Below are 20464 nucleotides of genomic sequence, written 5' to 3'. Positions count from 1 at the left end.
GCTCTGCCCTCCCCGACCCCCTCCCGAGGTATTTTCAGACCGAAGAAGGGCGCACCGTCACCATTGCCAGAGGGCGGGGACGAATTCGTAGGCTTCGCCTCTGGTGCGCACATGGCCCACACCCGGGAAGGGGAAGTGGTAGCCCAGAACCGCCATGCGGTCCGCCGCGGCCATGTCGAGCAGGCGCTTTCGCGTGGCCTGCGTGGTCTCGGCATCCATGTCGAAATTGTTGACCCAGTCGGGGTGGGCAAAGTTCATATGGGCGTGGTTCATCGAATCGCCGAGCGCGATCAGTTGCTGGCCGTTCGATTCGACGATCACCGAGAGGTGGCCGGGGGTGTGGCCCGGTGTATCGGTGACGCGCACGCCGGGGACGACCTCCTGGTCATTGGCAAGGAGCGTCCAGTCGACGCCCTCGACCTGGAAGGCATTGACCGCGCCGACGACGAATTGCTGCATTTCCGGCGGGACCTGGTTCACCAGGTCGTCCTGCATCCAGTAGTCGTGTTCGGTCTGGCCGGCGAAATAGGCGGCATCGGGGAAGAGCGCCTCGTCGAAGTCGTCCCGGATGCCCCAGATGTGGTCCGGATGGGCGTGGGTGATCAGGACATGGGTGATCGCCGAGGGCTCGATGCCCGCTTTTCCGAGGTTCTCCGCCAGCCGCCCGGCGGTGGGCAGGAAGCGGCTGCCGGAGCCGGTGTCGACGAGGACCGTGGCCTCGCCGGTCTGGATGACCAGGTGGTTGGCATGGGCGTAATTGGTGTCGGTCGAGAGGAAGTAGCTTTCGAGGAAGGCGCGGACCTCTTCGGGATCGGCGTTCACGCCGAGGCTGTTGGCCGGAAGCTCGAGGTGGCCGTCGGAGACCACGGTCAGCGTCATCTCTCCCAGCGTGAATTGCATGTGCGCGGGGTTGCTGGCCGAGGGGGCGCCGAGCGCCTGGGCCTGCGCGCGCACCGGCAGGGCCAGCGTCGGGGCTGCGGCGGCCATGGACAGAAGCGCGCGGCGTGAGGGGCGGAAAAGCGGCATGTTGGACCTCCCATGTCATTCATGCATTTGAATGCGATGATACCAGAGCCTGCGCGCTTTGCCAGCCTTGCAGGTGTGGAGCTCCGTCTTCCGGGATCGGCGCGTTTCCGGGGGCCGCAGGGGGGCTAGGGATCGCGGGGTTCGGGCAGGGGGCAGGGGCTTGGCCGCTGTCCTAGGGCTGTGCGGCCCCGGTCGGGGCGCTGAGGAGGGTCACCACCGTGTCGCCGTAGGCCCGGGTTTCGAGCGCGGTGAAGCCTTCTGGCGCGGGCTGGGCTGCGCTTTCTTCCCAGACGACAAGCGCGCCGGGCGCCAGCCAGCCCGCGGTGCGGGCGGCGGTCAGGGCCCGCTCGCCGAGGCCCTTGCCGTAGGGCGGGTCGAGGAAGACCAGCGCGCAGGGCGCATCGGCGGCGGGCAGGCGGGTGGCGTCGGCGCCGATCAGGCGCACCCGGTCGGCGCATCCCAGCGTCTTGAGGTTCTCGCGGATCAGCCGCTGGCCGGTGCGGCCGTTTTCCACCAGCGTCAGGTGCGCGGCGCCGCGCGACAGGGCCTCCAGACCCAATGCGCCGGTGCCGGCGAAGAGGTCCAGAACCCGCGTGCCGTCGAAGGGCTCGCCGAACCGCCCGCCCGCCAGCATGTTGAACAGCGCCTCGCGCACCCGGTCGGTGGTGGGGCGCAGATGCGCCCCCGGGTCGCCCTTGCCAAGCGCGGCAAGGCGGCGCCCGCGAAACTCTCCGGCGACGATCCTCACCCTTTCAGCAGCGGCTTGAGGTCGGCCGAAGGGTTGGCCACCACTGCCTTGTCCGCTGTCCGGCCCGCCTCGATCAGGCGTTTGCCGACCATATAGGCGCGGCTGTCGTTCATCGCGTCCACCGCCAGCAGCCTGTCGCCGGCGTAGTACCAGTGCGACAGCCCGCCGTCCTCGGCCCTGCGCGTCACGATCTGGTCGTAGCCTGCGTTCAGCCCGGCGATCTGCAGCTTGGTGTCGTATTGGTCCGACCAGAACCACGGTTTGGCGGCATAGGCGCGGCCCGCGCCGAGGATGTTCCCGGCCACCAGCTCGCCCATGTCGATGGCATTGCCGACGCTTTCCAGCCGCATGAGGGCCCCGGCCTGCGGGAAGGCCGCGCAGTCGCCCGCCGCCCAGATCGCCGGGTCGGAGGTCTGGCCCTGTGCGTTCACGAGGATGCCGTTGTCGATATCGAGCCCCGCCGCTTCGGCCAGACCCGTGTCGGGCGCGATTCCGACCCCGGCGATGGCGAAGTCGATTTCGAGCCGCGTGCCGTCCGAGAGTTCGGCGCCGGTGACCTCGCCACCGCCGGTCAGCTTGACCAGGCCCGTGCCTTCGCGGATGTCGACGCCGTGGCTTTGGTGCAGGGCGCGGAAGTAGTCCGAGGTCTCGGGCGCGGCGACCCGTTGCAGGATGCGCGGCGCGGCCTCGACCAGGGTCACGGTCAGGCCCAGCTTCGCGGCCACCGCCGCCGCCTCGAGCCCGATGTAGCCGCCGCCGACGATCAGCACGCGGGCGCCCTTTTGGAACCGCGGGGCCATGGCGTCGACATCCGCAAGGGTGCGGACCGCGTAGACGCCACCGATCGCGCCGCCGATGGCCTCGGGCAGGCGGCGGGGAAGGGCACCGGTGCAGAGCACGAGGTCGTCGTAGGAAAGGGTGTCCTGTCCGACTGTTACGGTCCGGGCGGCGCGGTCGATCCCCGTCACCCGGGAGCCGAGACGCAGGGTGACGTTCTGGGCGGCGTAGAACTCTGCGGGCCGCAGGAAGAGACGGTCGAGATCCATCTCGCCCAGCAGGTAGGCCTTGGACAGCGGCGGGCGCTGGTAGGGCACCACGGGCTCCTCGCCGACCAGGGTGATCTGTCCCGCGTAGCCGCCACTGCGCAGTTTCGCGACCAGCGACGCCGCCGCCTGACCCGCCCCGACAACAACGACACCCGACATGGTCACTCTCCCGTTTCCCTTTGCGTGCCGGAGCCTATAGTCGAGGCGCAGGAAAACGCAAACGCAGGAGTGACAGCGACAATGTCGATTTCAGTTGGGGCGACGCTGCCCGAGGCGGTTCTGGCATACATGGGGCCGGAGGGGCCCGCAGAGGTCAAGCTTTCGGACAAGGTCAAGGGCCGCAAGGTCGTGATCTTCGCGCTGCCGGGCGCCTATACGGGCACCTGTTCCACGGCGCATGTGCCAAGCTTCATGCGCACGCTGGATGGCTTCCGGGAAAAGGGCGTCGACGAGGTGATCTGCCTGTCGGTGAACGACCCCTTCGTGATGGGCGCATGGGGCGCCGATACCGGTGCCACGGCGGCCGGCATCACCATGCTGGGCGACCCGGCGGCGGAATTCACCAAGGCGGCGGGCATGGATTTCTCGGCGCCGCCGGTGGGCCTGATCGACCGCTCGAAGCGCTATGCGCTTTATGCCGAGGACGGCGTGGTCAAGGTGCTGCACGCCGAAGAGAACCCGGGTGTCTGCGAGACCTCGGGCGGCGAGGCGATTCTCGCCGCGATCTGACGAGGAGGAGCCATCCTTTGCGTCGCAAAGGATGGGCGGGGGGAAGCTTTTGCGGCGCAAAAGCTTCTTCCATTCCATACTGTTCCGGTCCGGGCGGCGGAGGTCGGGCAAGCGGGGCTCCGCCCCCGGCCTGCGGCCTCCCCCGCGGTATTTTTGGACCGAAGAAGCCGGGCCGTGGCCCTACAGGCTGTCCATCTTGCGCGCGAGCTTGACGTCCAGCTGCGACAGGCCGTCGACATCATGTGTCGACAGCGTCACCTCGACCCTGTTGTAGACGTTGAACCACTCGGGGTGGTGGTTCCATTTCTCCGCGAACATGGCGGCGCGGGTCATCCAGGCGAAGGCCTCGGTGAAGTCGCCGAACTTGTAGGTCTTGTGGATCGCATCGCGCCCCTCGACCATCTCCCAGCCGGCGGAGAACAGCGGCTCCAGCACGGTCTGGCGGGCGGTGTCCGACAGTTTCTCGGTCATTCTCTTTCCTCCTGAGTGGTCTTCCGGAACGGGCCGTAGCCGGTGAGGATCTCGATATCCTCGTCTACTGCGGCGCGTTCCGCCTTGAGAAAGCGCTCTACCGCCTCGGAAAAGCCGGGGTTGGCGATCCAGTGCAGCGAATGGGTCTGCGCGGGCAGGTAGCCGCGCGCCAGCTTGTGGTCGCCCTGGGCCCCGGCCTCTACCCGGGTCAGGCCCTGCGCGATGGCGAAGTCGATGGCCCGGTAGTAGCAGGCCTCGAAATGCAGGCAGGGGTGGTCTTCGGTGCAGCCCCAGTAGCGTCCGTAGAGGGCCTGGCGGCCGATGAAGTTCAGCGCGCCCGCCACCGGCTGGCCGTGGCGCGTGCAGAGGACCAGCGCGATATCGTCGCGCAGGGTCTCGTGCGCGATTTCGAAGAAGGCGCGGGTCAGGTAGGGGGCGCCCCATTTGCGCGCGCCGGTGTCCTGGTAGAACTGCCAGAAGGCGTCCCAGTGTTCGGGCCGGATGGCCTCGCCGGTCAGGGTCTCGATCTGGCCGCCGAAGGCCTGCGCGGTGCGGCGTTCCTTGCGGATGGTCTTGCGCTTGCGGCTGCTGAGGTCGGCGAGGAAGGCGTCGAAATCGGCGTAGTCGCGGTTGTACCAGTGGAACTGCTGCGTCACGCGCCGCAGCAGGCCCATGCGCTCGCCCGCGATGGCCTCTGCCTCGGTGCAGAAGGTGGTGTGCAGCGAGGACAGGCCGTTCTCGGCGGCGAGTTGCACGGCGCCCTGAAGCAGCGCCGACATGCCCTGCGTCTCGTGCCCCGGCTTCGTGAGGAAGCGGCGCCCGGTGGCGGGAGTGAAGGGCACGGCGATCTGCAGCTTGGGGTAATAGGCGCCGCCCGCGTTTTCCAGCGCGTGCGCCCAGTTGTGGTCGAAGATGTATTCGCCCTGGCTGTGGGTCTTGCCGTACAGCGGCGCCACGGCGATCGTCTCGCCCTCGGCTTCGGCGACGAGATAGCGCGGTTCCCACCCGGTGCCGCGCCCGACCGAGCCGCTGTCTTCCAGCGCGCTGAGGAAGCGGTGGGTGGTGAAGGGATCGTAGGGCCGGCCCTCGGCGTCCTCGGGGCAGGCGCAGGCATCCCAGTCGCCCGCGGCGATCTGCGAGAGGCTTGTCAGCACGGAGACGGTGAGCGTCGGGCCGGGGCTCTGGTCGGTCATCACGGGTTCAATCTGGCGTTTCCGCCCGGGGGTTCAAGCCGTGTAGCCTTCGAAGGTGACATTCTGGGCGATGCGCCGCGCGCTGGCCTCTTCCTCGGGTGAGCGGACCGTCCAGCAGAGCACGGCCAGGCCCTGCGCCTTCAGCGCGGCGACGCGGGGCGACGAGAGGTCGCGGTGGTCGTGGCTGATGAAGCTGGCGCCGGTGCGATGGGCATCGGGGATGCCGCGCAGGGCGTCGCGGGTGGCGGCGGGCAGGGTGGGGTGGTCCTCGGGCGCGTAGGCACAGGTGGTCAGGCCGCGCGGGTGCTGCGGCATGCGGTCGGCCAGCGCCGCGACGGAATGCGGGTTGAAGGACATCAGCGCGACCGGGCCCTGGTAGCCGTCGAGCGCGGCGGCGACGGCGTCTTCCAGCGGGCCGACCCTGGGGCCCATGGCGCCGTCCTGGTCCTTGACCTCGATCAGCAGCGGCACCGCGCCGCCGACCAGCGCCAGGACCTCGGGCAGGGTGGGGATGGTGTCGTTCCCGCCGGTGAGCGTCAGGCCGCGCAGCGCCTTGGCGCTGTGCTGCTGGATCGCGCCCCGCGTGCCGGTCAGCCGCTGCAGGTCGTAGTCGTGAAAGACCATGGCCTGCCCGTCGGCGGAGCGCTGGATGTCGATCTCGATGCCGTAGCCCGCCGCGATCGCGGCGCGGATGGCGGCGGGGCTGTTCTCGATCCGGCCCGCTGCACGGTCGTGCAGCGCACGGTGGGCAATGGGCCGGTCGAGGAAGGCGCGGGGCAGGGGCGTCATCGCGGTACCTTGGCTGCGGGTCCGGCCTCAGGCGATCTCGAAGATGCCTTCGATCTCGACCGCGACGCCGAAGGGCAGGCTGGCCGCCGACACCGCAGAGCGGGCATGGCGCCCGGCATCGCCGAGGATCTCGGCCAGCGTGTCCGAGGCGCCGTTGATCACCTTGGGCTGGTCGGCGAAATCCGGCGTGCTGTTGACGAAGCCGGTCAGCTTCACCACGCGCTTCAGGCGCGACAGGTCGCCGCCGCAGGCCGCGCGGACCTGTGCCAGCAGGCTGAGCGCGCAGGCCCTGGCCGCCGCCGCGCCGTCCTCGACCGAAAGATCCTGGCCCAGCTTGCCGGTGATGAAGCCGTCGGGCCCCATGGAGACCTGCCCCGAGACGTAGAGCATGTTGCCCGAGATCACGTAGGGCACGTAGTTCGCCGCGGGGGCCGGCGCGTCGGGCAGGGTGAGGCCAAGCTCGGCCAGGCGGGTTTCGATGGGGTCGGACATTGGGGCTCTTCCTGTGCAGTGTCGGGCGGAAGCTAGACGCGTGCGGCTGCGATGAAAAGCCCCTGTTTGGGGCGGCGGGACAGGCTTTCGAAAGCCGTTCCCTGCCGCCGGGAGCTTTCGGCAGAGGCTTGCGGGCAACGGCCTTCGAAGGCCGTTCGAAGCCGGTTCGAACCGGCTTCCCCCCGCCCGATCAGGTCTCGCGGAAGGCCCGGGCGAAATAGTCGGTGAAGGGCTTCACGAGGTAGGCCAGCGGGGTGCGGTCGGCGGTGCGGATGAAGGCCTCGACCGGCATGCCGGGGATCAGCGCCGTGCCCTCGGGCAGGCGGTCGATCTGGCCCTCGCTCAGCACGATCTCGGCGCGGTAGTAGCGCACGCGGGTCGACTGGTCCTCGAAGGCATCGGCAGAGATCTGCACCACGCGGCCAAACAGCTCCGGCGTCTGGCGCTGGTCCAGCGCGGCGAAGCGCAGCGAGACCTCCTGGTTCACAAAAAGCTGGTCGATGTGGATCGTCTCGACCTGCGCCGCGATCACCAGCGGGCGGTCCTGCGGCACGAGATACAGCACCGGGTCCGCCGGGCGGATCACCGAGCGCGGGGTGAAGACCGTCATGCCGTAGACCACACCGGACACCGGCGCGGTGATCTCCATCCGGCTGAGGCGTTCGCGCAGGGCGCGGGCCTGTTCGGCCAGTTCACGCTCGCGGAACTGCAGGTCGCGCAGGGTGGTGATGGATTCCTCGCGGCGCTGGGTCTGCAGGCTCTGGATCTGGATGTCGATCTCGGTGATCCGCCCCTCGGCCTGCGCCTTCTGGGCGATCAGCTCGCCCACGGTGCCGGTCAGCCGCGACTGTTCGCGTTGCAGCGCCAGAACCGTGCCGATCTTGGCCAGCCCGCGTTCCAGCAGCGACTGCTGGTTTTCCAGCTCCTGCCGGATCAGATCAAGCTGCTCGTCCAGCGCCACCTGCTGCGCCTCGATCCCGCGCACCTGGTCGGCGATCTGGTCCTTGCGCTTGGACAGCTGCTCGATCTCGCGGGCCGCCGATTCCAGCCGGGCGAGGAAGAGGTTGCGCTGGCCCTCGACCAGTTCTCTGACCTCTTCGTCGGCCGCGGCGCGGGTCAACAGCGGTTCGGGAAAGGTGATGTCGGCGGCGGTATCGCGTTCCGCGTGCAGGCGCGCGCGCCGCGCCATCAGCTCGTAGAGCTGGCCCTCGGTGATCGCCAGTTCCGACTGCAACAGGGTCGGGTCCAGCCGGATCAGCGTATCGCCGACCTCGACCGTATCGCCCTCGCGCACGCGGATCTCGGCCACGACGCCGCCGTCCGGGTGCTGCACCACCTGCCGGTTCTGGTCGACCTCGATCGACCCCGAGGCGACGATCGCGCCCGAGATATTCGTCGTCGCGGCCCATGTGCCGAAGCCGCCGACGAGGATCAGCAGGGCGACGATCCCAAGGATCATCGGGCCGCGGGTGGGGAAGGGGCTGGGGCTGCTCATCGCACACCTCCGGGGCTTGCGGATCTCTGGATCTGCTGGTGGTTCTTGACCATGCTCTGCAGCACCTCGTCCTTGGGCCCGAAGGCCACGCGGCTGCCGCCCTCGAGCATCAGGAGCAGGTCGCATTCCTGGATCGCGGCGGGGCGGTGGGCCATGATCAGTACCGACTTGCCTTCCGCCTTGAAGCCCCTGATCGCCTTGTTGACGGCGGTCGATCCCTCGTTGTCGAGGTTCGAGTTCGGCTCGTCCAGTACCAGGATCACCGGATCGCCATAGAGGGCGCGGGCCAGTCCGATGCGCTGTATCTGGCCCCCGGAGAGGCGCCCGCCGGCGGCGGTGACGCGGGTGTCGTAGCCATTGGGCAGCTTCAGGATCATCTCGTGCGCGTCCGCCTTCTGCGCGGCCTCCACCACCTTCTGCGCGTCGGGTTGCGGCGACAGGCGGGCGATGTTCTCGGCGATGGTGCCGTCGAACAGCGTCACCCGCTGTGGCAGGTAGCCGATGTGCTGGCCCAGCACCTCCGGCCCGTATTGGTCCAGAGAGGCGCCGTCGAGGCGGATCTTGCCGCCCGCCGGGCGCCAGATGCCGGTCAGGGCGCGCGCCAGCGTCGATTTGCCGGAGCCGGACGGCCCGATGACCCCCAGCGCCTGCCCCGGCATCAGGGTGAAGCTGACCAGCCGCAGGGCGGCCTGCTGCTCGCCCGGGGCGACGACGGTCAGCTGCTGCACCTCCAGCCTGGCCTGCGGGCGGGGCAGGGCGGTGCGCGGCGGTTCCTGTGGGGTCTCGGTCAGCAGCTGGGCAAGGTTGTCCCAGCCCTTGCGGGCGCGGGTCACGGCGGCCCACTGGCCGATTGCCAGCTCCACCGGCGCCAGCGCGCGGCCCATCAGGATGGACCCGGCGATCATCGCGCCGGGCGTCAGCTGGCCCTGCAGCACGAGGTAGGCGCCAAGGCCCAGCATGGCCGATTGCAGGAACAGCCGGAAGGTCTTGGTCAGCGTGGTGAAGGTGCCGGTCAGGTCGGCGGTGGCGATCTGGCCGCGCAGGGCGTCGCCGCGCGCCACCATCCAGCGCTGGAAAGCATCGCGGCGCATCCCCAGCGCCTGCACCATCTCGGCCTCGGCACGGATCTGCTCGGAGGTCTTCTCGGCCTGCATCACGGCGGCGTTCGATTTCAGCGAGGGCGCCCGCGTCACCGCCTGGTTGACGAAGGTCACGACGATCAGCACCGCCCCGCCCGCAAGGGCGAGATACCCCAGCCAGGGGTGAAAGACGAAGATCGCGGCGATGAACAGCGGCGTCCAGGGGATGTCGAAGACCGCCATCAGTACCGGCGAGGACATCAGCCGCTGAATCGATTCGAGGTCGCGCAGCCCGGTCTGCGCCAGGTCGTCCGGCTGCACCGTCGACCGCCGCATGACCGCGTCGAAGACCCGCAGATCCAGCGCCGCCTGGAACCGTGCCGCGACGCGGCCCATGATCCGGCCCCGGACGTAGTCGAGAATGCCCATCATGCCGTAGAGAAAGACCACCAGCACCGACAGCGCGACCAGCGTCGCCTCGGACCGCGAGCCCAGCACGCGGTCGTAGACCTGCAGCATGTAAAGCGGGCCGGTCAGCATCAGCATGTTCACGAAGAAGCTGAAGATGGCGACGAACCAGTAATACGGGCGGCTCTGGCGGCGTGCGGCGCGCAATTCGTCGCGGCCGGTGTCCCTAGTTCTCGAGGCGGTCATGGTCGTGCCTGACCCTTTCTTTTGTCAGAAGCCGGTTTCTGTGGCAGTCTGGGCCTTCGGCGAGGCTTGTCGCCAATCTGCCACAACAGGTGTGAATCCGACCACCAAAGTTGGGTCCCCTGGGAAATGAATTTAAGTAGCCTTTTAGGGGGATCGGTACGCTTTCCCAAGGCTTTTGCACAGGATGTTGCGGGAATGCGGGTTGACCGGATGATTTGGGGGGCTGCCATGACCGGCATGGTGGCCGGGTGCAGCCTTCCGGGGCCGGGCGATATCCCCGCGGACGGTGTCTACGACCCCTATGAAGCCAGCAACCGCCGCACCCATGCCTTCAACCGCGCTGTCGACGAACGCTTTCTGAAGGGCACCGGCGGTGGCTATTCCCGGACCGTGCCGGACGAGGTGCAGCAGGGGATTTCCAACTTCGCCGAGACGGTGTCGCTGCCTCAGACGGTGGTGAACCAGGTGCTGCAGGGGCGACTGGGCGCGGCCTCGAAAAGCACGCTGCGCTTTTCCGCGAATGTCCTGATGGGCTTTGGCGGGCTTGCGGATGTGGCCACCGAGATGGGCCTGCCCGAGAACGGCACCGACTTCGGAGAGACGCTGTCGGTCTGGGGTGTGCCGGAAGGCGCCTATCTGGAACTGCCGGTTCTGGGGCCCTCCACGGAGCGCGACGCCATCGGGCGCTTCGCGGATTTGTTCCTGGATCCGGTCAGTTACCTGGTGCCTGCGCCCGAGCGTTACATCGGCACCGCGGCCCGCACGCTGGAGATGGTGGGCGACCGTGGGCAATATTCCGACACTGTCGATTCGGTGCTCTATGAAAGCGCCGACTCCTATGATCAAGTGAAGCTGATCTACATGCAGAACCGCCGGTTCGAGCTGGGTCAGGAAGCGCCGGGGAACGAAATCGACCCCACGGCCATTGATGTATCAGGATTCTGAATTTTCCCGGGGGGTATCATGAATTTCTCACGACGCGGCATTCTGGCAGGCGGGTTTGCAACGGTGTTGGCGGGTGTCGCCAGTCCGGGCTTCGCGCTGAGCGAGGGGCAGGCGCGCGGCCTGATCGAGGGCATGGTCTCCGAGATCAACCGGGTCATCGCCTCGGGCCGGTCTCCGGGGGCGATGTACGGCGAGTTCGAGCGCATCTTCAAGAAATACGGCGATACGCGGGTGATTGCGGCCTATGCCATGGGCGTCGACGGGCGGCGCGCCTCGGGGGCGCAGAAGAAGGCCTTTACCGATGCCTTCACCGGCTACATCGCGCGCAAATACGGCAAACGCTTCCGCGAGTTCGAGGGCGGCCGGCTGGAGGTCCAGTCGGTGGGCCGGATCAAGAACGGCTTCGAGGTGAAGTCGACGGCCTTTCTGCGCAGCATGGATCCTTTCACGGTGACCTTCCACGTGTCGGAGAACAACCGCTTCTTCAACATGTATGTCGAGGGGGTGAACATGCTGCTGACCGAACGCAGCGAGATCGGCGCCATGCTGGACCGCCGCCGCGGCGACATCGACGCCATGATCGCGGACCTGCGCAAGGCGGGGTGAGCCCCGATCCGCGCAGCGGTGGACCTGCCGGGGGCAGGTCCAAGGGGCGAACGGGCGGAGCCCCGGGCCGTGAGGTAGTGCTGGTTCGCGCAACGTTCCGACCCACCGCCAGGCGCGGAATCAAGGGCGAAGCCCGCCGCGCCATCCTGCCGGAGGCATGTCTTCGACATGACGGGCTGACCGCCCCGCCAAAGGCGGGCTGATGCAGGCGGCGTACCTTCGGTATGGATGCAGGCGGCGCACCTTCGGTGCGACGGCCTGGCGATTTGGCCGATGCAGGCGCAATCTGAAATTGGCCGGGGTAAACGGCCTTCCAGAGGTATCGGTGCGCCGGACCACGGCTCTGCGCTGGTGCGGCTCACCTGCCTGCGGGCAGTTTCTTCTAATCAGAGATGTCGCGCAGCCTGTCCGGCTTGGTCGGTGTCACGCTCCCTGCCGCCCGGGCAGCGCGGCCCGCGACCCCGCTGGCCCGCTATGCTACCGGCCCGGCACTGTCGCAGGGCCGGTGGGGATGCGCGATCCGCGTCGCCGCGATGGGGCTTTGGCGAGGTGCTGCGGCCCCCGCCGTTGCCCCGATCAGCCCCCGCCGAGGATGTCGCGCAGCACCTGTTCCAGCACGCTTTCCCGGCGGCGTTGCTGCTGTGGTGCCGGCTGGGGTTGCGGCTGGGGCACCGGTTCGACGTATTGCGGTTCCGGCTGCGGCGGCGCCTGCGCGGGCAGGGGCCTGGGGTCGACGCCCTCGTGCACGCCCGCCATCACCGCCTGGAAGATCTCGGCGGGCAGGCCGCTGCCGGTGACGCCGGTCAGCGAGGTGTTGTCGTCGTAGCCCATCCAGACGCCGGTCACGTAATCCGCCGTGAAGCCCACGAACCATGCATCCCGCGCCTCCTGGCTTGTGCCGGTCTTGCCCGCAACCTGCCAGCCGGGCACCTTGGCGCGGCGGCCGGTGCCTTCGGACACCACCTTTTCCATCATCCAGATCAGCTGCGCCGCCGCCTCGGGGCGGATCACCCGTTCCCCGATGCCGCCGCCGGTGCCCATCAGCGGTTCCGAGTCGCCCTTCAGTCGCAGCTGGCGCAGCCCGTAGGGCGTCACCGAGGATCCGCCGTTCAGGATGCCCGCATAGGCGCCGGTCATTTCGATCAGCGTCGACTCGGAGGTGCCAAGCGCCATCGAGGGCACGTCATGCAGCTCGCGCACGATGCCGAAGTCGCGCGCCACGCGGATCACCAGATCGCGCCCGACCGATTCCGACACCTTGATGGTGGGAATGTTCAGCGACCGCTTCAGCGCCTCGACCAGCGTCACGCGCCCGTAGTTCCTGCGCGAGTAGTTCTCGGGGCACCATTGCCCCGAGCCGGGGATGTTCAGGCAGTAGGGTTCGTCCACCACGGTATCGAGCGGCGAATGCCCCAGTTCCAGCGCGGTGGCGTAGACAAAGGGCTTGAAGGCCGACCCGGTCTGGCGCACCGCCTGAAAAGCGCGGTTGAACAGGCCCGAGGCATCGGTGTCGCGCCCGCCGATCATCGCCCGCACCGCGCCGTCCGCCGACATGACCACCACGGCGACCTCGGCCTTTGACCCTTCGCGCACCTTCTCGGAGAAGATCTGGTTCACCGCGCGCGCCGCCGCCTTCTGGATGTGCTGGTCCAGCGTCGTCTCGATGATGACGTCGTCGGTTGTCTTGCGGGTGAAGAACTCTGGCCCCGACTGCATCACCCAGTCGGCAAAATAGCCGCCCGAGGTGTCCTGTGCCTCCGGCGGCATCGTGGCCGGGTTGTCCTGATGGCGCTGCGCCTCTGCCGGTGTCAGGTAGCCCTGTTCCTCCATCAGGCGCAGAACCGTAGCCGCGCGGCGCTGGCTGCGTTCGAGGTTCGCGGTCGGGGCCAGCGAAGAGGGCGCGGTGAGCAGCCCGGCGATCATGGCCGATTCACCGGGGTCCAGCTCTGACGCCGGTTTCGCGAAGTAGCGCCGCGCCGCGGCTTCGGCCCCGTAGGCGCCGCCGCCCATGTAGGCGCGGTTGAGGTAGATCGTCAGGATCTCGGACTTGGTGTACTTCGTCTCCATCGCGATGGCGTAGACGGCTTCCTTGATCTTGCGCGTCAGCGACCCGCGACGGCAGTCGGCGATATAGTCGGCCTCGGACTCCCATTCGCTGGGGTCGTATTTCACGCCAAGGCAGATCAGCTTGGCCGCCTGCTGGGTGATGGTGGACCCGCCGTGCCCCGAGAGCGGCCCGCGCCCTTCCGAGAGGTTGATGCGGATGGCCCCGGCGACGCCGCGCGGGCTGACCCCGAGATGGCGGTAGAAACGCTTGTCCTCGGTGGCGATGACCGCGTTGACCAGATGCTGAGAGACGGTGTCGGCAGAGACCACGCCGCCGAACTGGTCGCCGCGCATCGCGAAGGCGCGCCCGTCGCGGTCCAGCAGGGTGACGGAGCCGCGCGCACGCCCGTCGGTCAGGGTCGCGACCTCGGGCAGGGTGGACGAGACGTAGTAGACAGAGGCGCCGACCACCAGCGCCAGCACCACGGTCGTGAACAGGGTGACGCGCCAGACCAGCGCCCAGAGCGCGCGGAACGGCCATGTGATCGCCCGCACCAGCCGGTTGCCCCGGGGCTTGCGCGCCGGTTTGCGGCGCGTGGGCTTGCGGCCCGAGGGCTTGCTTCCCTTCGGGCTCTTGGGTTTCCCGGTTTCGGCGGAATAGCGTCGGTCGGCCACAAGCCGCGACGGCTTTCGTCCCCTGGGTGTCATCTGCGCTGCTCGTCCGTTTTGTTTGCCCGGGACACTACCCGCAATTGGGGGGAATGTTGACTGGCTGCAAGCCCGGGGACCGTTTTACTTCAGATTAAATTTTAGGCGCAAACGTAATGGCGCATAAATTTTGTGCGCTCAGTATCCTTCAGCAGCCGCATATTCAAGCCCGCTCTTCATTTTGGACCCCGTGGCGCGCTCCTCTGCCGGTGCCACTGCGGGGTCCGCCCCGCCTGATTGAAGGGGACACAGGTGAAACTGATCATTGCAACGATCAAGCCGTTCAAGCTGGAAGAGGTCCGCGAGGCTCTGACCGGCATTGGCGTGCGCGGCATGATGGTGACCGAGATCAAGGGCTTCGGCTCGCAGTCCGGTCACACCGAAATCTACCGCGGCGCCGAATACGCCGTGAACTTCGTGCCGAAAATCAAGCTGGAGATCGTCGTTTCGGGGGCCATGACCGATGAGGTGGTGGAAACCATCCGCGCGACCGCCCAGACCGGCAAGATCGGTGACGGCAAGATCTTCGTGCTGGATGTCCAGCAGGCCGTGCGGGTGCGCACCGGCGAAACCGACGCAGACGCGCTGTAAGACGCGCCAGATTTTCACGAGGAAACGACCATGACCAAACTCAAGACCCTGGCTCCGCTCGCGCTTATGATCGCGCTGCCCGGCCTCGGCTTCGCGCAGGAGGCTGCCGAGGCCGCCGAAGCGGTGGCCGAAGCCGGACCGGTTGTCGGCACCGATGCCTCCTCCGATTCGATCTTCATCTTCAACTCGCTGCTGTTCCTCGTGGGCGGCTTCCTCGTGTTCTTCATGGCCGCGGGCTTTGCCATGCTCGAGGCGGGCCTCGTGCGGTCGAAGAACGTGACCATGCAGCTGACCAAGAACATGGGCCTCTTCGCGATCGCCGCGATCATGTACTACCTGATCGGCTACAACGTGATGTACCCGCTGGGCAGCTGGTCCATCGGCAGCGATGAGACCGGCGGCTACCTCGGCGCCTTCGGCGTCGCGGTTCTGGAGGCCGTGGGCGTGACCCGCGATGCGGCGGACGACTATGGCTATGCCGCGACCGGCTCGGACTTCTTCTTCCAGCTGATGTTCTGCGCGGCCACCGCCTCGATTGTCTCCGGCACGCTGGCCGAGCGCATCAAGCTCTGGCCCTTCCTGATCTTCACCGCGGTGCTGACCGGCCTCATCTACCCGATCCAGGCCTCGTGGAAGTGGGGCGGCGGGTTCCTCGACAGCCAGTACGGCTTCCTCGACTTCGCCGGGTCGACGGTCGTGCACTCGGTCGGTGGCTGGGCGGCCCTGGCGGGTGCCCTGATCCTGGGGCCGCGCATCGGCAAATATGCCAAGGACGGTCGCGTCATTCCGATGATGGGCTCGAACCTGCCGCTGGCGACGCTGGGCACCTTCATCCTGTGGATGGGCTGGTTCGGCTTCAACGGCGCCTCGCAGCTGGCCATGGGCTCGGTGGGTGACGTGGCCGATATCAGCCGGATCTTCGCCAATACCAACATGGCGGCAGCCGGTGGCGCTTTCGCGGCACTGATCCTGACGCAGCTTCTGTTCAAGAAGGTCGATCTGACGATGGTGCTGAACGGTGCCCTTGCCGGTCTGGTCTCGATCACCGCCGAACCGCTGACCCCGACGCTGGGTGCCGCCACCCTGATCGGTGCCGTCGGTGGCGTGATCGTGGTCTTCGCCGTGCCCTTCCTCGACAAGCTGAAGATCGACGACGTGGTCGGCGCCATCCCGGTGCACCTCTTTGCGGGTATCTGGGGCACGCTGGCCGTGGTGCTGACCAACGGCGACGCGACCATCGGCGGGCAGGTGATCTCGATCATCATCGTCGGTGTCTTCGTCTTCGTCGTCTCGTCGGTTCTGTGGCTGATCCTCAGGGCGGTCACCGGCATCCGGGTCACGGAAGAGGAAGAGATCATGGGTCTCGACATGGCCGAACTGGGGATGGAGGCCTACCCGGAATTCTCGAAGGGCTGAGTTTTTCCTTCCACTCAGTCCAGAGACCACTGGCCCGGGCGCTCGCGCCCGGGTTTTTTCATGCCGCGAAAAGCCCCGTCTTTTCGCGGCATGTGGCAAGGTCATGTCCGCGCAGCGGACGTGACAGCCACTGGGAGCCATGGCCATGTGTGCGGTCGCAGCCCCGTCTTTTCGCGGCATGTGGCAAGGTCATGTCCGCGCAGCGGACGTGACAGCCACTGGGAGCCATGGCCATGAGGGCGGTCGCGGCCCCGTCTTTTCGCGGCATGTGGCAAGGTCATGTCCGCGCAGCGGAGGTGACAGCCACTCGGTGCCATGGCCATGAGGGCGGTCGCAGCCCCGTCTTTTCGGAACGGGTGGCAAGGTCCTGTACCGCTTTTGAGAACCAACCTTCGTCACGCCCACCCGGCGCGGAATCAAGGCCGCAGGCCGCCGCGCCATCATGCCGGAGGCATGTCTCCGACATGACGGGCCGTCCCGGGGCCCGGCGATTTGGCTGCCGCCTGCGCGACCTGTCTGAGTTCATACGGGTTTGGCGGGGGTAAACTGCCTTCCAGAAACCGAAGATCGCCGGACCACGGCCCCGCGATGGCGCGGCCCCTCGCGTTTTGGATAAGGGGCGGGGGTTCGAACGGACGGATGCTCTCCAAGGCTCACTCGAAAGGCGGCAGGGGAGCAGGAGGGGGGCGGGTGCGACGCAGCCTTTCCCCTCCTCGCGTATCCTTCGCTGCCGTGCGATGGCTTCGGCGGGACGTCCTAACCGCCCTCCCGCATCAGCCTTTGGCGCGCGATGGCCTCGTTGCGGTCCGCCTTGCGGTCGGCAAACAGCGCGGCCTCGACAAAGCTCAGATGCGCCTCGACGGCGGCCCGGGCTGCGGCGCTGTCGCGGGCCTGCAGCGCCGCGTTGATGCTGCGGTGCTGGTCCAGCAGCGCCTCTCGCGTGGTGCGTTGCTTGAACATGACCTGCCGGTTGTAGAACACGCCCTCGCGCAGCAGCTGGTACATCGAGCGCATCATGTGCAGCATGATGACGTTGTGGCTGGCCTCGATGATCGCAAGGTGAAAGTCCGCGTCCAGCCGGGCCTCTTCCGCCGGGTTGCGCTTGCCGTGGGCCGCCTCCATCCGGGTGAAGAGCGTGCCGATGACCTTGAGATCGCTTTCCGTGCCTGCCTCGGCGGCGCGCTCGGCGGCCAGCCCCTCCATGTCGCGCCGGAAGGACAGGTAGTCGAAGACCGCCTCGTCGTGGCTGGCGAACAGCTGCACCAGCGTGGCGGAGAAGGCAGAGCCCAGCACCTCGGTCACGAAGATGCCCGCGCCGGCGCGGGTTTCCAGCAGGCCGCGCTCGGACAGGTCGGCCACCGCCTCGCGCAGCGAGGGGCGCGAGACGCCAAGACGCTCGGACAATTCGCGTTCCGAGGGCAGGCGTTCGCCGGGGCGCAGGATGCCGCGCAGGATCAGCCGCTCAATCTGCCGGACGACGGCAAGCGACAGTTTCTCGGGCTGGACCTTTTCGAAGGGCATGGCGGGGCCTCGCTGTGGTCAGATATCTTTACCAAAGCGGGTGGGATTGGGAAAGGCGGGATCGGGGGCGCGCCCCGGGTTACCAGCGGGTCAGCGCCTCTTCGTCCTCGTCCTTTGCCGCCACCCACGAGGTGCCGTCGCGCCCGTGTTCCTTCTTCCAGAAGGGGGCGCGGGACTTCAGGTAGTCCATCAGGTACTCGGCGGCCTCGAAGGCGTCCTTGCGGTGCCGGGCGGCGGTGGCGACCATCATGATCTGCTCGCCCGGTGCCATGCGCCCGAAGCGGTGGATCACCAGCGCATCGCCCAGCGACCAGCGCGCCATGGCCTCTGCCGCGATGGCCTCCAGCGCCTTTTCGGTCATGCCGGGGTAGTGCTCGATCTCCATGACGTCGATGGCGTCCTGCCCGGTGTCGCGCACCACGCCGGTGAAAGTCACCACGGCGCCCATGTCGGTGCGCCCGGCGGCAAAGCCCGCCGCCTCTGCGCCGAAGTCGAAGGGCGCCTCCTGCACAACCACACGCATCTCAGCCCCCGGTCATCGGCGGGAAGAAGGCGACTTCGCGGGCGCCCTCCAGCGGGGCATCGAAATCCGTCAGTTCCTGATCCACCGCCACGCGCAGGGCCGAGGTATCGGCGAAGGCGGCGGCGTAGCGTTCTTCGCGGGCCACCAGTTCGGCCACCAGATCCCTGACCGTGGCCGCCTCGGTGTCGATGCGTTCCTTTGCCAGCCCGATCCTTTCGCGGACCCAGGCGAAATACAGCACGTCCATCAGCGCTCCTCCTTCAGAAAGGGCAGGGCCTTGCGGAAGTAGTCCCCGCCGGTGATCAGCGTCAGCGCGGCGGCGACCCAGAGCAGGGCAAGCCCCGCGTGGCCCGCCCAGATCATGCCGCGGTACTTCCAGCCAAGGCCAAGCTCGTCGGGCACCTCTCCGGCCATGATACGCTCGAACAGGGCCTGATCCATGCCGAAAGCCGACATGCCGAGGTAGTGTTCGAAGACCCCCTGCGCAAAGAGCGTCGCGATGGCGACCATCTGCGCGGTGGTTTTCCACTTGGCCAGCTTGGTGACCTTCAGCGTGCCTGCCGTGTCGCCCAGATACTCGCGCAGGCCAGAGACGAAGACCTCGCGGAACAGGATCACGGTGGCGGGCAGCACCAGCCAGGGCGACATCGAGGAATAGCCGACGATCACCATCAGCGCGATCACCACCATGGCCTTGTCGGCGATGGGGTCCAGCATGGTGCCGATCTTGGTTTCCTGGTTCCACGCCCGCGCCAGCTTGCCGTCGATCCAGTCCGTCAGTGAGGCGGTGACAAACAGCAGCAGGGCGAACCAGTCGGCCAGCGGACGGTGGAAATACAGGAACATCACCGCGACGCCGGGGGCGGCAAGCAGGCGCAGGACGGTGAGGATATTGGGCAGGTTCCATTTCATGCGGGATGACTTAGCCCGGATCGCTCCGGGGGGGAAGGTCCGCCGATTTCCGCCGGTCGGTGTTGCGCCCGCCCAAAGGAGTCCCATCTTGGGGGAAACGCAGATTTGGAGAATGACATGCGGTATCTGGTTCTTGTCGCTGGCCTTGCGGTCGCGGGATGCGGGGCGCAGCCCGAGACGATCCCCGGGCTTTGGCAGATCGAAACGCTGGACGGCGAGGCTTTTGCGGCGCGCGCGACGGTGGACCTGTCGGAACCCGGTCGGATTTCCGGCAAGGCGCCCTGCAACAGCTATTTCGGCAGCCGGGAAGGGACGCTTCCGGCGCTCGACCTCGGGCCGATTGCCTCGACCCAGATGGCCTGCCCGGATCTGAGCGACGAGGGGCGCTTCTTCGAGCGACTGGAGGCCATGACCTCGGCGGTGGAAGAGGGCGGCAAGCTGGTGCTGAGCGACGGCGCGGGCGGCGGCATGGTCTTTGTCCCGGCCGCGGCCCCGGCAGAGTAAGGCGGGGCTTGTGGCGGGCTGCGGGCGGTGCTGCTGCGCCGCCCGGACCTGATGGCCCGGGGCCGGGGGCTGCTGTGATCAGCCCCCGGCGCGGGCGCGAATGCGGTCCATCAGGGCCTCGCGCGCGGCGGGCAGGGGGCGGCCGACGATCTCGGCGGCCAGGTGGTCCGTCAGGAAATGCCCCGTCACCATCAGCGCCTCGACGATCTCGCTATCCGGCGCCGCGCCCTCGCCGCGCAGCACGGGCGGCAGGGGCAGCAGGCGGTCGGCCCAGTCCCCGGCGCCCTCGCGCGTGACGGCGCGCCCGGTGCGCGGCGAGACAAGCGCCAGACCCTCCGTCGCGCCGGTGACGGCGCAGGACGACAGGTCCAGCGCAAAGCCCATCTCTTCCAGAAGCCGCATTTCCCAGCGCAGATAGGCCAGCGGCCAGAGCGCGGGCTGGCCCAGCAGGTCCAGCAATTGCTCGCTGTGCCGGTAAAGCGTCGGATGGGCCTCGCGTTCGGGCAGGGCATAGGCCAGAAGCGCGGTCACGGCGGAGAGCCCCGCCAGCGCCAGCCGGTCGGCCAGCGCGGCGGCCATGCGCGAGCGCTGCGGCTCTGCGGTGAAGGCGCCCATGTGGTCGTCGAGCCTTGCGCGCCAGGTGACGTCAAGCTGCGCCCCGGGCTGAAGCGAGGCCGCGCGCTTGCGCGATGCGCCGCCCCGCAGCACGCCGGTCTGGCGCCCGTACCCCGGCGTGAAGACGTCGAGGATCAGGGCGGTCTCGCCATGTTTGCGGGTGGTCAGAAGAATGCCGGTATCGCGCCAGTCCATCGGCGCAAAGTGGGGGCGGACGGGCCTGCTGGCAAGGGGGTTAGGTGGCGCGCGCCCGGCGCCGCCACCGAGGCGCGCCATGGCCGCTGCCGTTCTACCAGTGGCAAGGCGCCGCGCTATGGCGCCGTGTCCGACCCGGGGCCTGTGGACTGCCTTGGTG

General features: G+C 68.0%; 21 protein-coding genes. 6 read left to right on the top strand and 15 right to left on the bottom strand.

From position 1 onward, the window contains the following. Positions 1-57 precede the first annotated feature (57 nt). The 3 genes from ACN5KJ_RS08325 to ACN5KJ_RS08315 all read right to left on the bottom strand — a co-directional run bounded on the left by ACN5KJ_RS08325 (position 58) and on the right by ACN5KJ_RS08315 (position 2979). Positions 58-1026 (bottom strand): MBL fold metallo-hydrolase, encoded by a 969-nt coding sequence (locus tag ACN5KJ_RS08325; RefSeq protein WP_418593257.1) that lies wholly within the window; start codon positions 1024-1026, stop codon positions 58-60. A 172-nt stretch (positions 1027-1198) separates the two neighbouring features. Then, entirely contained in the window at positions 1199-1774 is a 576-nt protein-coding gene (rsmD, locus tag ACN5KJ_RS08320) for a 16S rRNA (guanine(966)-N(2))-methyltransferase RsmD (RefSeq protein ID WP_418593255.1), read from the bottom strand. Beyond that, entirely contained in the window at positions 1771-2979 is a 1209-nt protein-coding gene (locus tag ACN5KJ_RS08315; protein WP_418593253.1) for an NAD(P)/FAD-dependent oxidoreductase, read from the bottom strand. Before ACN5KJ_RS08315 ends, rsmD begins: the two co-directional genes overlap by 4 nt. Positions 2980-3060: 81 nt before the next feature. Between ACN5KJ_RS08315 and ACN5KJ_RS08310 the strand changes: the two genes are divergently transcribed. Then, on the top strand, positions 3061-3549 hold the full coding sequence (locus ACN5KJ_RS08310; RefSeq protein WP_347165735.1) for a peroxiredoxin: 489 nt from the start codon (positions 3061-3063) through the stop codon (positions 3547-3549). A gap of 180 nt (positions 3550-3729) precedes the next feature. Here ACN5KJ_RS08310 and ACN5KJ_RS08305 read toward each other — a convergent pair whose 3' ends face one another. The 6 genes from ACN5KJ_RS08305 to ACN5KJ_RS08280 all read right to left on the bottom strand — a co-directional run bounded on the left by ACN5KJ_RS08305 (position 3730) and on the right by ACN5KJ_RS08280 (position 9722). Next, positions 3730-4020, bottom strand: coding sequence for a 4a-hydroxytetrahydrobiopterin dehydratase (locus tag ACN5KJ_RS08305; protein ID WP_347165734.1), 291 nt, complete (start codon positions 4018-4020; stop codon positions 3730-3732). Beyond that, positions 4017-5213 carry a GNAT family N-acetyltransferase gene (locus tag ACN5KJ_RS08300; RefSeq protein WP_418593251.1) on the bottom strand — a complete coding sequence of 399 codons (1197 nt, stop codon included), beginning with the start codon at positions 5211-5213 and terminating at the stop codon, positions 4017-4019. Before ACN5KJ_RS08300 ends, ACN5KJ_RS08305 begins: the two co-directional genes overlap by 4 nt. Before the next feature lie 33 nt (positions 5214-5246). Further along, positions 5247-6002 (bottom strand): glycerophosphodiester phosphodiesterase family protein, encoded by a 756-nt coding sequence (locus ACN5KJ_RS08295; RefSeq protein ID WP_418593250.1) that lies wholly within the window; start codon positions 6000-6002, stop codon positions 5247-5249. A gap of 27 nt (positions 6003-6029) precedes the next feature. Beyond that, the gene (locus ACN5KJ_RS08290; protein ID WP_418593248.1) at positions 6030-6494 is read right to left on the bottom strand and encodes a RidA family protein; all 465 of its coding nucleotides are present in this window, start codon (positions 6492-6494) and stop codon (positions 6030-6032) included. A gap of 190 nt (positions 6495-6684) precedes the next feature. Beyond that, positions 6685-7989 (bottom strand): HlyD family type I secretion periplasmic adaptor subunit, encoded by a 1305-nt coding sequence (locus ACN5KJ_RS08285; RefSeq protein ID WP_418593247.1) that lies wholly within the window; start codon positions 7987-7989, stop codon positions 6685-6687. Then, entirely contained in the window at positions 7986-9722 is a 1737-nt protein-coding gene (locus ACN5KJ_RS08280) for a type I secretion system permease/ATPase (RefSeq protein WP_418593245.1), read from the bottom strand. The genes ACN5KJ_RS08285 and ACN5KJ_RS08280 overlap by 4 nt, the downstream gene beginning before the upstream one ends. A 228-nt stretch (positions 9723-9950) precedes the next feature. Between ACN5KJ_RS08280 and ACN5KJ_RS08275 the strand changes: the two genes are divergently transcribed. Both ACN5KJ_RS08275 and ACN5KJ_RS08270 read left to right on the top strand, forming a co-directional pair. Beyond that, the gene (locus tag ACN5KJ_RS08275) at positions 9951-10667 is read left to right on the top strand and encodes a VacJ family lipoprotein (protein WP_347165729.1); all 717 of its coding nucleotides are present in this window, start codon (positions 9951-9953) and stop codon (positions 10665-10667) included. Positions 10668-10685: 18 nt separating this feature from the next. After that, a complete protein-coding gene (locus ACN5KJ_RS08270) occupies positions 10686-11273 on the top strand; it encodes an ABC transporter substrate-binding protein (protein ID WP_347165728.1) in 588 nt (195 codons plus the stop codon). Positions 11274-11849: 576 nt separating this feature from the next. Here ACN5KJ_RS08270 and ACN5KJ_RS08265 read toward each other — a convergent pair. Next, positions 11850-14027, bottom strand: coding sequence for a transglycosylase domain-containing protein (locus ACN5KJ_RS08265; RefSeq protein WP_418593243.1), 2178 nt, complete (start codon positions 14025-14027; stop codon positions 11850-11852). A gap of 252 nt (positions 14028-14279) precedes the next feature. Between ACN5KJ_RS08265 and ACN5KJ_RS08260 the strand changes: the two genes are divergently transcribed. Then, the gene (locus ACN5KJ_RS08260; protein ID WP_347165726.1) at positions 14280-14618 is read left to right on the top strand and encodes a P-II family nitrogen regulator; all 339 of its coding nucleotides are present in this window, start codon (positions 14280-14282) and stop codon (positions 14616-14618) included. A 30-nt stretch (positions 14619-14648) separates the two neighbouring features. After that, positions 14649-16034, top strand: coding sequence for an ammonium transporter (locus ACN5KJ_RS08255; RefSeq protein ID WP_418593241.1), 1386 nt, complete (start codon positions 14649-14651; stop codon positions 16032-16034). Between the two features lie 756 nt (positions 16035-16790). Here the strand turns inward: ACN5KJ_RS08255 and ACN5KJ_RS08250 are convergent. From ACN5KJ_RS08250 to pgsA, 4 genes are all read right to left on the bottom strand, one after another. Continuing rightward, positions 16791-17555: an FCD domain-containing protein gene (locus tag ACN5KJ_RS08250; RefSeq protein WP_418593240.1), complete on the bottom strand. Its 765-nt coding sequence runs from the start codon at positions 17553-17555 to the stop codon at positions 16791-16793. A 79-nt stretch (positions 17556-17634) separates the two neighbouring features. Then, positions 17635-18078, bottom strand: a complete 444-nt coding sequence (locus ACN5KJ_RS08245) for a molybdenum cofactor biosynthesis protein MoaE (RefSeq protein WP_418593238.1) — start codon at positions 18076-18078, stop codon at positions 17635-17637. A 1-nt stretch (position 18079) separates the two neighbouring features. Beyond that, positions 18080-18325, bottom strand: coding sequence for a molybdopterin converting factor subunit 1 (moaD, locus tag ACN5KJ_RS08240; protein WP_347165722.1), 246 nt, complete (start codon positions 18323-18325; stop codon positions 18080-18082). Continuing rightward, positions 18325-18990 (bottom strand): CDP-diacylglycerol--glycerol-3-phosphate 3-phosphatidyltransferase, encoded by a 666-nt coding sequence (gene pgsA, locus ACN5KJ_RS08235; RefSeq protein ID WP_347165721.1) that lies wholly within the window; start codon positions 18988-18990, stop codon positions 18325-18327. Before pgsA ends, moaD begins: the two co-directional genes overlap by 1 nt. A gap of 117 nt (positions 18991-19107) precedes the next feature. On the opposite strand from pgsA, the gene ACN5KJ_RS08230 reads away from it, so the two are divergent. Continuing rightward, entirely contained in the window at positions 19108-19494 is a 387-nt protein-coding gene (locus ACN5KJ_RS08230) for an META domain-containing protein (RefSeq protein WP_418593236.1), read from the top strand. Positions 19495-19572: 78 nt separating this feature from the next. On the opposite strand, the gene recO is transcribed toward ACN5KJ_RS08230, so the two are convergent. Then, on the bottom strand, positions 19573-20304 hold the full coding sequence (recO, locus tag ACN5KJ_RS08225) for a DNA repair protein RecO (RefSeq protein ID WP_418593235.1): 732 nt from the start codon (positions 20302-20304) through the stop codon (positions 19573-19575). Between the last annotated feature and the right edge of the window lie 160 nt (positions 20305-20464).

It is taken from the genome of Ponticoccus sp. (in: a-proteobacteria), assembly GCF_048381735.1.
Note: the sequence above shows the minus strand (reverse complement) of the source record. Positions and strands in the feature narration are given on the sequence as shown.

Excerpts from the sequence above, each read along its gene's own strand:
- ACN5KJ_RS08325 (WP_418593257.1), bottom strand. The coding sequence starts at position 1,026 with ATGCCGCTTTTCCGCCCCTCACGCCGCGCGCTTCTGTCCATGGCCGCC.
- ACN5KJ_RS08315 (WP_418593253.1), bottom strand. The coding sequence starts at position 2,979 with ATGTCGGGTGTCGTTGTTGTCGGGGCGGGTCAGGCGGCGGCGTCGCTG.
- ACN5KJ_RS08310 (WP_347165735.1), top strand. The coding sequence starts at position 3,061 with ATGTCGATTTCAGTTGGGGCGACGCTGCCCGAGGCGGTTCTGGCATAC.
- ACN5KJ_RS08305 (WP_347165734.1), bottom strand. The coding sequence starts at position 4,020 with ATGACCGAGAAACTGTCGGACACCGCCCGCCAGACCGTGCTGGAGCCG.
- ACN5KJ_RS08300 (WP_418593251.1), bottom strand. The coding sequence starts at position 5,213 with ATGACCGACCAGAGCCCCGGCCCGACGCTCACCGTCTCCGTGCTGACA.
- ACN5KJ_RS08295 (WP_418593250.1), bottom strand. The coding sequence starts at position 6,002 with ATGACGCCCCTGCCCCGCGCCTTCCTCGACCGGCCCATTGCCCACCGT.
- ACN5KJ_RS08290 (WP_418593248.1), bottom strand. The coding sequence starts at position 6,494 with ATGTCCGACCCCATCGAAACCCGCCTGGCCGAGCTTGGCCTCACCCTG.
- ACN5KJ_RS08285 (WP_418593247.1), bottom strand. The coding sequence starts at position 7,989 with ATGAGCAGCCCCAGCCCCTTCCCCACCCGCGGCCCGATGATCCTTGGG.
- ACN5KJ_RS08280 (WP_418593245.1), bottom strand. The coding sequence starts at position 9,722 with ATGACCGCCTCGAGAACTAGGGACACCGGCCGCGACGAATTGCGCGCC.
- ACN5KJ_RS08275 (WP_347165729.1), top strand. The coding sequence starts at position 9,951 with ATGACCGGCATGGTGGCCGGGTGCAGCCTTCCGGGGCCGGGCGATATC.
- ACN5KJ_RS08270 (WP_347165728.1), top strand. The coding sequence starts at position 10,686 with ATGAATTTCTCACGACGCGGCATTCTGGCAGGCGGGTTTGCAACGGTG.
- ACN5KJ_RS08265 (WP_418593243.1), bottom strand. The coding sequence starts at position 14,027 with ATGACACCCAGGGGACGAAAGCCGTCGCGGCTTGTGGCCGACCGACGC.
- ACN5KJ_RS08255 (WP_418593241.1), top strand. The coding sequence starts at position 14,649 with ATGACCAAACTCAAGACCCTGGCTCCGCTCGCGCTTATGATCGCGCTG.
- ACN5KJ_RS08250 (WP_418593240.1), bottom strand. The coding sequence starts at position 17,555 with ATGCCCTTCGAAAAGGTCCAGCCCGAGAAACTGTCGCTTGCCGTCGTC.
- ACN5KJ_RS08245 (WP_418593238.1), bottom strand. The coding sequence starts at position 18,078 with ATGCGTGTGGTTGTGCAGGAGGCGCCCTTCGACTTCGGCGCAGAGGCG.
- moaD (WP_347165722.1), bottom strand. The coding sequence starts at position 18,325 with ATGGACGTGCTGTATTTCGCCTGGGTCCGCGAAAGGATCGGGCTGGCA.
- pgsA (WP_347165721.1), bottom strand. The coding sequence starts at position 18,990 with ATGAAATGGAACCTGCCCAATATCCTCACCGTCCTGCGCCTGCTTGCC.
- ACN5KJ_RS08230 (WP_418593236.1), top strand. The coding sequence starts at position 19,108 with ATGCGGTATCTGGTTCTTGTCGCTGGCCTTGCGGTCGCGGGATGCGGG.
- recO (WP_418593235.1), bottom strand. The coding sequence starts at position 20,304 with ATGGACTGGCGCGATACCGGCATTCTTCTGACCACCCGCAAACATGGC.